The 14,242-nt window shown below is 46.1% G+C and carries 12 protein-coding genes and 1 pseudogene; 8 read left to right on the top strand and 5 right to left on the bottom strand.

Features of this window, described 5'->3' with window-relative positions:
- On the bottom strand, positions 1-192 hold a 192-nt coding region (locus PJF56_RS04935), incomplete at its 3' end, for a helix-turn-helix domain-containing protein (protein WP_283761533.1).
- 113 nt (positions 193-305) lie between these two features.
- On the opposite strand from PJF56_RS04935, the pseudogene PJF56_RS04940 reads away from it, so the two are divergent.
- Together PJF56_RS04940 and PJF56_RS04945 are read left to right on the top strand one after the other, a co-directional pair.
- A pseudogene (locus PJF56_RS04940) lies at positions 306-548 on the top strand (L,D-transpeptidase); the annotation flags it as partial.
- A gap of 77 nt (positions 549-625) precedes the next feature.
- Positions 626-1,582 (top strand): MDR/zinc-dependent alcohol dehydrogenase-like family protein, encoded by a 957-nt coding sequence (locus tag PJF56_RS04945; protein ID WP_283761535.1) that lies wholly within the window; start codon positions 626-628, stop codon positions 1,580-1,582.
- Between the two features lie 7 nt (positions 1,583-1,589).
- Here the strand turns inward: PJF56_RS04945 and PJF56_RS04950 are convergent, their stop codons facing one another.
- The 3 genes from PJF56_RS04950 to PJF56_RS04960 form a co-directional block, all read right to left on the bottom strand.
- Positions 1,590-3,500 (bottom strand): serine/threonine-protein kinase, encoded by a 1,911-nt coding sequence (locus tag PJF56_RS04950; RefSeq protein WP_283761536.1) that lies wholly within the window; start codon positions 3,498-3,500, stop codon positions 1,590-1,592.
- 107 nt (positions 3,501-3,607) lie between these two features.
- Positions 3,608-4,333 (bottom strand): DUF1997 domain-containing protein, encoded by a 726-nt coding sequence (locus PJF56_RS04955; protein ID WP_283761537.1) that lies wholly within the window; start codon positions 4,331-4,333, stop codon positions 3,608-3,610.
- A 76-nt stretch (positions 4,334-4,409) separates the two neighbouring features.
- Positions 4,410-4,733, bottom strand: a complete 324-nt coding sequence (locus PJF56_RS04960) for a hypothetical protein (RefSeq protein WP_283761538.1) — start codon at positions 4,731-4,733, stop codon at positions 4,410-4,412.
- Positions 4,734-5,146: 413 nt separating this feature from the next.
- On the opposite strand from PJF56_RS04960, the gene PJF56_RS04965 reads away from it, so the two are divergent.
- Positions 5,147-10,255, top strand: coding sequence for a S8 family serine peptidase (locus PJF56_RS04965; protein WP_283761539.1), 5,109 nt, complete (start codon positions 5,147-5,149; stop codon positions 10,253-10,255).
- A gap of 103 nt (positions 10,256-10,358) precedes the next feature.
- The gene (locus PJF56_RS04970) at positions 10,359-10,826 is read left to right on the top strand and encodes a DUF29 domain-containing protein (RefSeq protein ID WP_283761540.1); all 468 of its coding nucleotides are present in this window, start codon (positions 10,359-10,361) and stop codon (positions 10,824-10,826) included.
- A gap of 498 nt (positions 10,827-11,324) precedes the next feature.
- Here the strand turns inward: PJF56_RS04970 and PJF56_RS04975 are convergent, their stop codons facing one another.
- Positions 11,325-11,840 carry a hypothetical protein gene (locus PJF56_RS04975; protein WP_283761541.1) on the bottom strand — a complete coding sequence of 172 codons (516 nt, stop codon included), beginning with the start codon at positions 11,838-11,840 and terminating at the stop codon, positions 11,325-11,327.
- 128 nt (positions 11,841-11,968) lie between these two features.
- On the opposite strand from PJF56_RS04975, the gene PJF56_RS22040 reads away from it, so the two are divergent.
- From PJF56_RS22040 to PJF56_RS04990, 4 genes are all read left to right on the top strand, one after another.
- Complete coding sequence (locus PJF56_RS22040) at positions 11,969-12,145, top strand: element excision factor XisH family protein (protein WP_347179444.1); 177 nt, start codon at positions 11,969-11,971, stop codon at positions 12,143-12,145.
- Entirely contained in the window at positions 12,075-12,395 is a 321-nt protein-coding gene (locus PJF56_RS04980) for an element excision factor XisH family protein (protein WP_347179445.1), read from the top strand. The genes PJF56_RS22040 and PJF56_RS04980 overlap by 71 nt, the downstream gene beginning before the upstream one ends.
- Positions 12,377-12,697: a XisI protein gene (locus PJF56_RS04985; RefSeq protein WP_283761543.1), complete on the top strand. Its 321-nt coding sequence runs from the start codon at positions 12,377-12,379 to the stop codon at positions 12,695-12,697. Before PJF56_RS04980 ends, PJF56_RS04985 begins: the two co-directional genes overlap by 19 nt.
- Before the next feature lie 62 nt (positions 12,698-12,759).
- Positions 12,760-13,992: an LL-diaminopimelate aminotransferase gene (locus PJF56_RS04990; protein ID WP_283761544.1), complete on the top strand. Its 1,233-nt coding sequence runs from the start codon at positions 12,760-12,762 to the stop codon at positions 13,990-13,992.
- Positions 13,993-14,242: the final 250 nt, after the last annotated feature.

Below are 14,242 nucleotides of genomic sequence, written 5' to 3' on the forward strand. Positions count from 1 at the left end.
TTCTTGTTTTTTCCAGGCAGTCAACATTGAAGAGGTTTGAGCGTAATCTACTCTTTCTTGTAGTGAGTACCAAGCCTGAGTTCTTTCATGGAGCGCTTTGTTGTAAACTAATCTTACACAACCCAAAGTGCGCCGCAATAGCGACTCTTGCTCTAAGGTTGGGTAAAATCGGTAGTTAAATGCTCTTTCCATGTGGGATTCAAAGGAATTCTCACATTGTAGCACCTAAGATGTAATTGTGGTAGCCTATGGTTAGTAAAGCCGCCCTGGAAGGGCGGGGTTTCAGACCCAATTTTTCTGATGAAACCCCTAGGGGCAGCTTCGCCATTCAATCCAAACATGAAGTCGCCCGAATGCGAGGGGATGGCTATGATTTACCCGATGTTCCCTATACCATGTACTATTCCGGTCACTATGCCATCCATGGCGCATACTGGCATCATCAATTTGGTACACCCGTCAGCCATGGCTGCGTGAATGTTGCCGTCGATCATGCCCAATGGCTCTTTAACTGGACAGAGTTGGGAACCCCCGTGATTGTTAAATAAGTTTTGCAGAATGGAGATACCGTTATGATAGATAGGATAGAACCGATGATAGCAATTTGTTAACCCCACCCGCGATCATGAAAGGAATTTGGCTGGAAAACCAACAACTACAACTGCGAACAGACTTATCTACCCCCACTCCTCCAGAAGGAGAAGTTTTAGTCAAAGTGTTGCGTGCTGGTATTTGTAATACGGATTTGGAACTGCTGCGCGGATACTATCCCTACACGGGAATTCTCGGCCATGAATTTGTCGGTGTCGTGGCAGAAGGGCCGGAAAATTGGGTCAATCAACGGGTGGTGGGGGAAATTAATGCTAGTTGTGGAGACTGTCGCTTCTGTCGGCGTGGAGAACCCACCCATTGCCAAAACCGGACGGTGTTAGGCATTGTCAATCGCCATGGAGCGTTTGCAGATTATTTGACTTTGCCGATTAAAAATTTACATCCGGTTCCCGATAGGGTAGAGACGAATGCCGCCACATTTACGGAGCCGTTAGCTGCTGCTTTAGAAATTCAAGAGCAGGTATCGATTACTCCAGAGGATAGGGTTTTAGTGGTTGGAGATGGCAAATTAGGGCAGTTGGTGGCTCAAAGCTTGGCGCTCACCGGATGTGACTTGTTGGCGATCGGTCGTCATCGGGAGAAGTTAGCTAATTTAGAAGCTGTGGGAATTTCCGTAGGGTTTGCGGATGATGTTAAAGAGGGGACATTCGATCGCACCGTGGAATGTACCGGTAATCCCCAAGGATTTGCGATCGCCGCTCGCGCCCTGCGTCCACGGGGAACTCTTGTCCTCAAAAGCACCTATGCGGGGCAGCTCACCTTCGATGCTTCTACCCTGGTGGTGAATGAAATCACGGTCATTGGATCGCGATGCGGCCCCTTTGACAAAGCCTTAGCTCTACTGGAAAACCATCAAATTGATATTAATCGTTTAATTCAGGCAGAATATCCCCTCAGCGAAGGTCTGGAAGGGTTTAAATTAGCTCAACAAAAAGGGGTCTTAAAAGTCTTATTAAATATGGAAGAATAGGGCTGCCCTAAATCCATCGCCAAATCTTAATGGTGGCATCACCGCTACCGGTAACTAAGGTTTGTCCATCTTGGCTTAAGGCGATCGCCTTGACCCACCAGGAGTGATCGTCTAAGGTAGACACGACCTTCCAGGTTTCTAAGTCCCAGATTTTGATGGTGCGATCGCGACTGCTACTAAACAACACTTGACTATCGGGACTAAACACCAAGCCAAAAATAGAATCGCTATGTTCTGTTAACGTGCGGATTTGATGACCTTTGAGAGCATCCCAGACGCGAATCGTACCATCATCGCTGCCACTGGCCAACATCTGATGATGGGGACTAAACGCTAAAGCATTAATCCGTTGAGCATGGCGCGGTAAACTCAAATGAAGGCTTCCCGTTTCCACCTCCCAAACCTTAACGACTCGATCTTCTCCCCCACTGGCTAACCAGCGACCATCAGCACTAAAAGCTAAGGTATTTACGGCATCGGTATGACCCGTTAAGGTTAACAGGGGTAACTGCTCCCATTCTCCATCCGGAGTCACCGCTAACTGCCGCACTCGTATGGTTTTATCATTTGAGCCACTGGCTAATAAACTGCCATTGGGACTAAAGACCACAGCATTGACCCAATCTCGATGATCGGTTAAGACTAAAATCGGTTCTGTTTCCATCAGGTTTCGATCGCCAGATTCGGGTAAATGCCAAAACATAATTTTTCGGTCGTGACTCCCACTGACGAGTAATTCTCCCTCCGGATGAATGGCAACAGATCCGATTGAAGCATCATGACCCGTTAAGGTAGATAGCAGAGATACTTTCTCTAATTTTGGCCCGCTCATCCGCCATAAACACAGGGTTTTATCTTCACTGGAGCTGACTAAAAGATGACCTTGGGGATGAATGGCTAAATCTTCAATTTTGCCATTATGGTGACTGAGGGTATGGATACAATGCCAATCTTGAACCCCTGGAGGACAAATCACATACCCTTCGGGCATGATTACACTGGGAGGACTGGGCACGGGTTTCATATCAGCAATTACGGCCTCCACTGACTGATAGCGATCGCTAACAATATCTTTGAGCAGTTTATCTAAAATTTGTCCCAGGCGATCGCTAATCACTGTTTCTTGTTCTTTTAAGCACTCCCGCCATAGCCAATTCCCCGTTAACGGATCGAATAATTCATCGGGGGATAACCCAGTCAACAGATGAATACAAGTCACCCCTAAACTATATAGATCGCTGGCCGGATAGGCGCGACCACTGCGGATTTGTTCCATGGGAGCATAGCCTTCTGTGCCAATTTTCGTCCCTACCCTTGCCATGCCGGTAGCCGTTAATTGTTTAGCAATGCCAAAATCAATTAATACCAGTTGTTGGTCTTGTTTACGGCGAATAATATTGGTTGGTTTAATGTCCCGATGCACCACCTTATAACTGTGAACATACCCCAAAACTGGTAATAATTGTTCGAGTAAATTCCAGATTTGTTTTTCGCTAAATGCTCCTTGATGCCTTAATTCTTGCCAGAGGGTAGGGCCCCGAATAAGCTGCTGCACTAAATACAAATGTTCCTGATGTTCAAAATAGGCTAACAGGGTGGGAATTTGGGGATGTTCTCCCAACTCATGCAAGCGCATGGCTTCTTGGTAAAACAAATCGGTAGACTTTTGCACCGATTTCTCCCGTCTCTCCCCTGTGGCTCGAATTTGGGGAAAAAACTGTTTAATTACGCAGAAACTGCGAAGTTTGTCTTCATCGACGGCGAGATAGGTACGACCCATTCCCCCCCGTCCCAGGGGTTTAAGTACCCGATATCGCCCCCTGAGTAGCTCAGTTAGGGGTTTTCCACAGCTTTGACAGACCTCTGCACTCTGTGGATTTTCGGGGTTAGTACAATTGGGGTTTAAGCAGTAGGCCATGGCCGGAAGCGCAAATAATAGTCGCAGTTTAATCTATTCTGACAGAGGATGGCAGGGTTGGGGTAGGGGAATGGGGAGACGGGGGGAATTTGCCTCTTGCCTCTTGCCTATTCCCTAATTGACAGGGTTTGATGAAAGTCTTGTTGTACTTTTTTACCCAAACGGCGGGATACTTCGCGCACAATTTGCGCTAAGAGGCGATCGCTGGTACTTTGAATCAGAGATGGGGGTAAGCGATGGATAAACTGGGGAAATTTCACACCTACGGTTAAGTCTAGACTCCATTCCCAGCGCGTCATCACTTCCGGTAGGGGTGAGGGCAAGATCAGATAAGTTTGCAGTTCCTGAAAATATTCCGGGGTAGGACAACAGGGCACTTCAGCCAGATAAAATTGCCCATGAAAGTTGACTGCATACCCTGGGGGAGTATAGTCAGGCAGATCAATGCTAGAGATGCGATAAACTCCGGCTTCGTCACGGGGGATGAGTTCGAGTCCGATTCTGACTTCGACTTCAAATTGAAGCGCCCCATAGCGACCAATGAGTAAATCATAGCTATTGTCCCCAATGGGGATGGCTTTCATGGGGAGGGCACATCGGGTAAACCAACTGGGGTGATCGTTGACATAAGCGGCAACTACGGATTCAGGTGCATAGAGTTCTACACAGTCTGCATAATTGAGATGAAAGTACATCCATTCAAAGCCCATTGCCTGAGAGACTTTGGAGGACAAGGCTTTGAAGCGATCGCCAAAATTTGGCGATCTTTTCGATTGTTCGGGAGGGGAAGGGCGGTTTTCAGAGCCGGAATCTTGAGAACAAGCATCTGTCAAAACGAGAAAAACCTCCTAGGAACCCAATCCAGATATTTTAATCCAGATATCCTATTGTATGACCCGATCGCCAGAGTTAGATTCTCAGCAGTAGTAGAATCAGGAGGCAATCAATCAGGCTCAATTCCCTTAATAAGCCTCGATTGTTATCTTCTTCTGGTGAATCGGACAAAGATTCAATTTCTGCAACTCTCTCCCAGTCTACTCCCGCGACCTGACAAATCTTTTGAAAGGCCTGTCGATCAATGGCAATTTTGCGCCAAAATCTGCGTAGGGTGGCTTGAGAGGTTTGGGCATCTGTCCACCAGAGCGCGGTTTGAGTTTTTGTCCATCCTTTTTGGCGAATGGCTCTGTAAACGAGGTCTAGTCCTGCTTTGGAAGCTTTGAGTGTATCTGCCATAACCCTATTTTGCGATCGCAACAACTAGAGAAGCGCATGACTCCTCTATAGGGTTCTCAGTTTTTGACCTCGATTTTTATGCGCTTTGGGCGAAATTGTTACATAAATTTACATTTTTGGGGCAGAGGGCAACGGGCGATCGCTCCACTGTCGAAAAATGAGTCAAAGTGAGTCAGTTTTTGCGCTTCAATCTGATACTATTAGTAATTTGACCCAAAAAATGCAAAAGAAAGATCAATTTATTTTAATTTTTAAAACCGTTTTTATTAGCTAAAATAGATAAGTTAGTGTGGAGACACGAAGACATAAACGCAAGAGGGACTGAAATCAGAATTGTTCTGATTTCACCTCTTTTTCTGCTCTAACCCCCGCACTGCAAGGGCTAACTATCTACCCACTAGGAGACTAGACTGATGATTCGCTTCGGAACAGAAGACAATGACTTAATCGTTGAAACCCAAGAAAATGACATCATTTGGGGATTGGAGGGTGGAGATATTATTGCTAGTAATGCGGGCAATGATGAACTCTATGGTAACCAAGGAAATGATGTCCTTTTAGGCGGAAGGGGTGCAGATAGTATCTGGGGAGGACTCGATGATGATTTGATCGTCGGCAATCCAGATGCCGACTATGTGAATGGAAATTTGGGCAACGATACGGTACATGGGGGTCAAGGGGATGACTGTGTGCGCGGGGGACAGGGGAATGATTGGGTTTCTGGCGATCGCGGCAACGACATCCTCTACGGTGACTTAGGCGACGATACCCTAGTGGGCGGCTCTGGCGAAGATCTCTTTGTTCTAGGCAGTGGAGAAGATATCATCCTGGACTTTACCCCAGGACAGGATCGAGTTGGCTTGGCTGCTGGAGTCACCTTTGATAGTCTACTGGTGAGTCAACGGGGAGAAGATAGTGTAGTGAGCGATCGCAGCACCGGAGCCATTATCGGCATCTTCCAAGGCATCGACGCAACTACCCTCGACTCATCCCAATTCACCAACCTCCTCCTCAACATTCCCGCTCCCTCACCCCCGCCTTCCGTACCCGATCTTCCCTCCCCCTCTCCTTCTCCTTCTCCAGCACCGAGTCTTTCCATACTCCCACCTGCTGCTGAAGTTATTGCCATAGAAACCGATCCCGGCAACACCCTAGAAACCGCCACCAGCATCCTCTTTGCCTCCACCACCCGCACCTTCTCCCAAAGCATCGGCGGTAGCGATGCCGCCGACTATTACAAATTCAGCCTCGGCGCAACCAACACCTTCGAGTTATCCCTAACTGGACTTACCGCCTTGGCAACTGTCGATGTCTTAGACGAAGAAGGTAACATCGTCCTCAACGGACAACTAGCCAACAACACCTCCGTCATCTCCGGAGAACTCCCTGGCGGTGGTTATCGTCTCCGGATAACCAGCAATGCTCCTACCAACTACTTGCTCAATACCCGCATTACTCCGCAAATTCCCGGAGTAACTACCGATGGTATTGATGTCCCCATTACAATTGATACTGATATTTCCGGGCCGTTAATTGGTTTAAATACTCTAAACGCCGATCCTCGTTTCACCGCAGTAGATGGAAGTGGGTACACTGTTGTCGTCTTAGATTCTGGAATTCACAAAGATCATCCCGCATTTGGCAATAGAGTTATTCATTCCTATGATTATGCCGACTCTGACAAAGATGCCTCTGACGATGCACCAGGCACTAATGGCCATGGCACTCATGTTTCTAGCATAATTGCATCATCCGATCCTCAGTACCCAGGGGTTGCTCCTGGTGCCAACATTATTCATTTTAAAGTATTTGGTCAAAAAGTAGACGAAGAAACTGGCGAAATAGTAGGTACGGGTAACACGGCTTTTCAGCAACAAGCACTGCAATGGATATTACAAGAAGAAAACGGCATCTCCAATAAGGATCGATACAACATTGTCAGTGTCAATATGTCTTTATCAACCACAGATAAAGATGTAGATGGAGATGAAAAAAAAGACAGCAGTAATTTCCAAACTCCCCAGGAATTGTATAGTGTTCAAGAAGAACTTAGAAAACTTCGAGAAGCTGGAGTAATTGTTGTTGCATCTTCCGGTAATGACTTCTTTGAACATGATAGTAATCCTGGAGTGGCTTACCCTTCTGCTCACCCCGATGTGATTTCTGTAGGTGCAGTTTACGATACTGATGTCAATGGTAGATCCTATGCAGGAGGAGCGGAAGATTCCGCAACCAGTGCAGATAAAATTACAGCATTTTCTCAACGTCATCCTACTCTTACCACGGTCTTTGCACCAGGAGCAGTGATTCAGGGTGCTAATCGTACTGGAAGTGAATTTAACGAAAAATCAGGCACATCTCAAGCAGCACCTCATGTAGCAGGAATGGCAGCTTTGGCGCAGCAGTTGGCAATGCAAACTCTAGGTCGAAAATTGACCCCTGCTGAGTTTGAACAAATGCTCAAAGAGACTGGTGATACGATTTTTGACGGAGACACTCAAGATGATAATGTCACTAACACCAATGCCAGTTATAAACGTGCCAATATGTTTGCCTTGGCTGAGGCAATTTTACAGTTGCCCTCTTCTATTCCATTACAGGCTAATCCAGATACGTTAAGTGGCTTTTCGGCAACAGTGACAGGGACATCGGGTGATGACTCTCTTGCTCAACAGGCTAACGCTAGTAATACTGTTCCCATTACCATCAATACGGCTGACATCTTAGCTAACGATTTACCGAATAATAATTTGGTGGTTGATAGTGTCAGTAATCCATTTGGTAATTCAGTTGATTTAGCTGGTGATACCATCACGTTTATTCCCAATATCTTAAACCCAGGAGGATTTGACTATACGGCCAGAAACGCGACCACAAACCAGACCTCGAATTCAGCAAAAGTCATCCTAAACTTTGACCTCAATCTTGATGGACTAGCAGGTAACGATCTTCTCATTGGAGGAGTATTGGGTCGCGATACGATTCAAGGTGGAGACGGAAATGACACCATCTTGGCAGGCGTTAACTTTAATAATGCTGACACCTTTGGGGGTAGCGATACTGTTGCCGGTGGTCGTGATAACGATAGTATCTTGGGAGGTAATGGCGATGATTACCTGGACGTTGACGCAAGTCTAGTCAATTCCATTATTCCTGCAAGTGATGATGCTGTTCAAGGCAACGACACCATAGACGGTGGATTTGGTAATGATACTATTGGTCGTGAAGACTCAAATGGCAATGAGACTTACTCTGGAAGAGATGGTAATGACAGCATCGTTGGCGGTGTTGGAAATGATTCCATTTTAGGAGGTGCAGGCAATGATATTCTTCGTGGTGGTAATAGTGGAATAGATACCATTGCAGGAGGTGATGGAAATGACTCTATTCAAGGTGGAGACGAAACTGGCTCAGGGGACTCTCTAGTTGGAGGCAATGGCGAGGATACGATCAATGGTAATGCTGGCTCTGACTTGTTGACAGGCGATATCGGTCACGATAGCTTACTCGGTGGTGCAGGCAATGATACACTACTTGGTGGCGATCAAAATGATACACTGCGTGGTGAAGATGGTAATGATAGTATCCTTGGTGGAAATGACCAAGATACTATTGAAGGCGGCGTTGGTAGTGACACCCTCAGTGGCTTTAATGGTTCAAGTGGAGGGGATGGAACAGACCGCTTTGTCTATAATCTGAATGCTATTTTAGATCCGTCACCCACAACTGTAGGAAATATTAGTAATGTTCCCCCGGCAGTTTCTCAATCTGAAGCTGATTATATTCTTGCATTTGATGTCAATCAAGACCAAATTGAAATAGAAACTCTTGTTGTTCCCAATGTCGATCTAGATAATACTCAAGATCCACCCAGTCCGCTGTCCTTAACCTTTGGAGGTCTTCCGGTTAATGTTGGCGGTAGTGTTGGCTCGACTGTAGGTGCAACTTACATTACCGGAACTAGCGATTCTTTGATTTACATCGAGCGAAATGGAATTGCTGGTTTTACCAATGACGATATTGCAATGATGACCCTCGTTGGTGTCGCTCCGAATAGTCTATCAAGCGCTAATTTTTTAGGTACTCCCATTCCTCAACCAACAGTTACCTTAGAGCTGATTGATGGTGTAGCCGCAGAAAATGATAGTTCTAATGTTGCTACATTTACCGTGACTCGAACAGGAGGGAATATAGCAACCAATCTTAGCGTCAACTATACGTTGGGTGGCACAGCAGTTAATGGTACAGATTATCAATCGCTCAGTGGTAGCGTTACTATTCCTGCGGGTCAAACCCAAGCAGTGATTACCGTTACTCCCATTGATGATTTGTTATTTGATGGTGCAACAACAGTTGATGTAACTCTAGCAGCCAGTGGTGCGTATGTTCTCGGTACACCGAATGCTGGTCAAGCCACCATTTACGATAACGAAACGGTTTATGTTGATGATGCCTATACAACTGCAAATGCAACAGTGGAAGGAGGTCAAGCCGTAGTTGGGATAAACGCCTTTGACCAAATTAACCCTGCCATTCAAGCGGCAGGTGGTGATAATGCACCTCCCCCAGCCACCAATGCTAATCCCGGCATTGTCCTGGTAAGGGAAGGAAATTATCCGGAGGTAGTGTCAATTACCCGAAGTATCCGTTTGCTAGGCCCCAATGCAGGAGTAGCAGGAAATGCGGCCCGTAGTGCAGAAGCCAATATTACAGGAAGTCTAAGTCCCGCTATTACCTTTGATAGTTTAAGTCCAGACACAGGCCTTGTGGAAATTGATGGTTTCCGCATTGATCCGCCAGATAGTCAAATTGCGATTAATACCCGAAATGCTGGAAATAACACCATCATTACCAACAATATTATTGAAAATGTGACGAACGAATCAGCCATTTTCAATCCTATCCAAACGAATCCAGCGTTAAACCAGACCGAAAACTTGATGATATCCAATAACTTGATTCGGAATATCACAACGACTGGGGGTATTACAGATAGAAATGGTATTTTCTTGCTGGGTGTTACCGATTTAACTATTCAGAATAACGAAATTCAGGATATTACTGGAACCACTAGCCGAGGGATTAATGTTAGTGGAATTGATGGAGGAACTATTTCTAACAATACCATTACCAATACGACGGAAGATGCTATTCAAATTGGTAATAATATAGGAGGATTTACCACTGGAAATGTAACTATTTCTGATAATACGATTACCAATGCCAATACTTCTGGTAGTGCAAGTAATGCGGGTATTCGTTTGCGAGATGGAGCTTTTGGTGCAGCAATCAATATTACAGGCAACAATGTCAGCACTAGCTTCAATAGTTTAGCTATTCGAGCTGGTACAGGCAGTTTAGCGACTGTTACAGTTACGAATAATGCTCTAGATCCATTGGCAGGGAGTTTTGCGATCAATAACTTAAGTGGTAGTGCGCTTACTGCAACAGGCAACTTTAGTGATTTAGCCAGAACCACTGCTTTGGTTGCGGGAGATGTGAATGGTACTGTGACGATTTGATTGAGGGAAATTTCGTGCTTCTGTAGTGCGAGCATCTTGCTCGCTTGTCATATAGGGCTTTAACCTGTGCTAGAGTAGCGGAAAAGGCAACAGCATAAGGGCTATGGAAACCGCAGCCGATCGCCATCTCCTCTGCGATCTCTACGATCGCGACTATTACCTGTGGCTGGAAACTACATCACAATTATTGCGGAATCGCCAACTCGATCGCATCGATCTAGAGCATCTCGCAGAAGAACTCGAAGACATGGGCAAAAGCGAGAAACGGGCGATCGAGAGTAACCTGGAAATTCTGCTCATGCACCTACTCAAGTACCAATATCAACCGGAAAAACAGACCAATAGCTGGCGCTATACCATCTATGAACATCGCGATCGCATTCAAAAAGCCTTTCGAGATAGCCCCAGCTTGACTAACTATTTTAACCAAATTTTCGAGGGCTGTTATGCAAAAGCACGCCAGCGAGCTGCTATTGAAACCGGGATGAACATTGATGAGTTTCCAGAACTCTGCCCCTTTTCTATTGACCAAACCCTAAACAGCGACTATTGGCCAGAAAATGAAGTGTGACGTATACAGTCTCTAGGATCTCGCCTGGCTATAGGCGCGATCCCATTCTGCAACCTGACTACCAATTACCCATTACCTCTTACCTATTACCGCGCGTTTCATGTCTGCGAAGCAGAAAGCGCTGTAAAAACCTAGGGAGCAAGATGCTCCCACTCCAGCTATAAAAACCTAGGGAGCAAGATGCTCCCACTCCAGCTATAAAAACCTAGGGAGCAAGATGCTCCCACTCCAGTAATAAAAACTTAGGGAGCAAGATGCTCCCACTCCAGTAATAAAAACTTAGGGAGCAAGATGCTCCCACTCCAGTAATAAAAACTTAGGGAGCAAGATGCTCCTACTCCAGCTATAAAAACTTAGGGAGCAAGATGCTCCCACTCCAGTAATATCAAAGGATTAATAATTACTCGCATCGGGATAAAACTCCTGAAGATAGAGATCGAGTTCTGCGATTAGCTCTTGTACTTAACTTGCTTCAATCACTCTCAGCATAGTTAGGGTTTAGGATGGATTGGGTGCAGTATAGCCTTGCAGACTTTCCGGTTCAAAGGGACGAATGATCGTGGTAGATTCTTCAATTAAACTACTCGAACCTTGTACTACAATTAGATATTTCCCTTCTCGTAAGCGGTTGCGATAGGGGAGAGCGTCGCCACCACCGCTAATTAAACCGACACCACCGCCGACAAATAAGGCTCCTAATCCACCAGAACCCGCACCTAAAATACCACCGACAATATGATTGCCGATTTCTCCAGCCCAGGCAAAAGTATTGAGTCCAGAAATCACGCTAAAGGTAGCACCACCAAAAAAACCAAAGGGGATGAGCCATGTTGCCATCAGTCGAGCTTGTTTTTGGGCAGCTTGGTTGGGGTTAATCAGGCCAAACTCATCCGCACTTTTGTAACCTTTGCCTAAGATATTCACTTGGGCAGTGGGTAAGCCTGCTTTTTCTAAGGCACAGTAGACTCCTTCAGCTTGAATGCGATCGCGCAATACGGCAACTAGATAATTCATCGGCTCTGGATAATTGGACTTCACAGCATGATTAAAGCTCTTCCTATGATACCGGTTTACGCCTAAGCTGGTAGAAAGAGTCTCAAGAAAGCCACAATGGTCACGATTAACGAAAATTATCTCAAGTAATGCCCTCTAGAGATGCCATTCATGCTCAGGTTAAAGCCGCCCTACAACAAGAAGGGTGGAGAATTACTGACGATCCCTACGTTTATCTCCTATGGGGAGCGATTTTTGTTTGTAGACTTAGGAATAACTGGACAGTTTATCGGAGCCGAGCGCGGCAACTACCGCATTGCCATTGAGATTAAGGAACTGCGCGGCAAATCTCCTATGGTTGAACTCGAACAAGCCATGGGTCAATATACCCTGTATCGACTACTGTTAGCACAGGTTGACCCAGAGCGATCGCTCTACCTAGCAGTAAGTACCCAAGTGTACAAGGAGCTATTTCAAGAACCGATTGGCAAACTGGTTATCCGAGACTTGCCACTGAATCTATTGATTGTAGATGTGGAAACTGTAGAGGTAAAACAATGGATACCGCGACTCTAAGAGATATAGTCAAACAGGTGATTAGCCAATATGCTCGCTTAACTCCCTCTCACGGGGAAATTCGTCTAGATACGGTTTTTGATGAAACGCAAAACCGCTATGCCCTGATGCAAACGGGTTGGAGCCAAGGGTGTAGGGTGCGCGGTAACCTGATCTACATTACCTTGCAAGATGAGCGCATTTATCTGGAATATGATGGCATGGAGCAGGGCATTACCCAGGACTTACTCGATCTAGGTGTGCCTTCTGACCAAATTGTCCTGGCATTTTTACCAGAAGAACCCCTTGCTCTGGCTGGATAAATGCTCTTCCTATGATACCGGTTTACGCCTAAGCTGGTAGAAAGAGTCTCAAGAAAGCCACAATGGTCACGATTAACGAAAATTATCTCAAATTGAAGGCGGGTTATTTGTTCCCGGAGATTGCCCGACGGGTAAAAGGGTTCGCCGAGTCTAATCCGGATGCTCCGATTATTAAGCTAGGCATTGGGGATGTAACAGAACCTTTGCCAGAAGCTTGCCGCACGGCCATGATTAAGGCAGTGGAAGAAATGGGCGATCGCGCTACATTTAAGGGATATGGCCCAGAACAGGGGTATGCTTGGTTACGGGAAGCGATCGCCAGCCAGGATTTCCAAGGGCGAGGATGCCAAATTGATGCCTCGGAAATCTTTGTTTCCGATGGTGGCAAGTGCGATACCGGCAATATTCTCGATATTTTCGGCAAGGATAACACCATTGCCGTCACCGATCCGGTGTATCCCGTGTATGTGGATACCAATGTTATGGCGGGTAATACGGGGCCGGTTAACGATCGGGGAGAATATGGAGGCTTATTCTATCTGCCCATTACAGCCGACAATAACTTTACTGCCACAATACCCGATCGCCGAGTCGATCTGATTTATCTCTGTTTCCCCAATAATCCTACGGGGGCAACAGCTTCTAAAGCTGACCTCAAGGCTTGGGTAGACTACGCTAGAGCCAATGGTTCCGTGATTCTCTTTGATGCGGCTTATGAAGCGTTTATTACCGATCCAGAGCTTCCCCATTCCATTTATGAAATTGAAGGGGCTAGAGAATGTGCGATCGAGTTTCGTTCCTTCTCCAAAAATGCCGGATTTACGGGAACTCGATGTGCCTATACTGTCGTTCCCAAGAGTCTCAAATCCAAGACTGCCGACGGTACAGAAGTCACCCTCCATCAACTGTGGAATCGCCGCCAATCCACCAAGTTTAACGGCGTTTCCTACATTGTGCAGCGCGGAGCAGAAGCGGTTTATTCCCCAGAAGGACAAAGCCAAATTCAAGGCTTAATCAAGTTTTACCTCGAAAATGCCCAAATCATCCGTCAAAAGCTCTCCGATGCTGGATTAACCGTTTATGGTGGAGTTCACGCGCCCTATATTTGGGTGAAAACGCCCCAAGGACTGTCGAGTTGGGACTTTTTTGACAAATTACTCAATTTGTGTTATGTGGTTGGAACGCCTGGCTCAGGATTTGGCGCTGCGGGAGAAGGTTACTTCCGTATCTCCGCGTTCAACAGTCGGCAGAATGTGGAAGAAGCCATGAGTCGGATTACTGCCCAATTCAATTAATCGCTCAAAAGCCCGTATGTAGGGGCTTTCCGGCTGGAAATCCCCTACAGAAGATTATTGTAAACACACTATCGCGAAGTGCTGTATCGAAAGGACTTAGGACTGAAAGCCTTACGGGAAAATAGCGGGAGCATGAAAGCCTCCATCTTTTAAGTGGGGGATGAAATGCGACACGAGCGGTTTTAACCGCCGTGATGTTAATTTCTTTCCGTTGTCAATTTAGCGTTAAGTGCGCTAAACTAAGTTTATT

Source organism: Roseofilum halophilum BLCC-M91 (assembly GCF_030068445.1).
GTDB classification, from domain to species: Bacteria; Cyanobacteriota; Cyanobacteriia; order Cyanobacteriales; family Desertifilaceae; genus Roseofilum; species Roseofilum halophilum.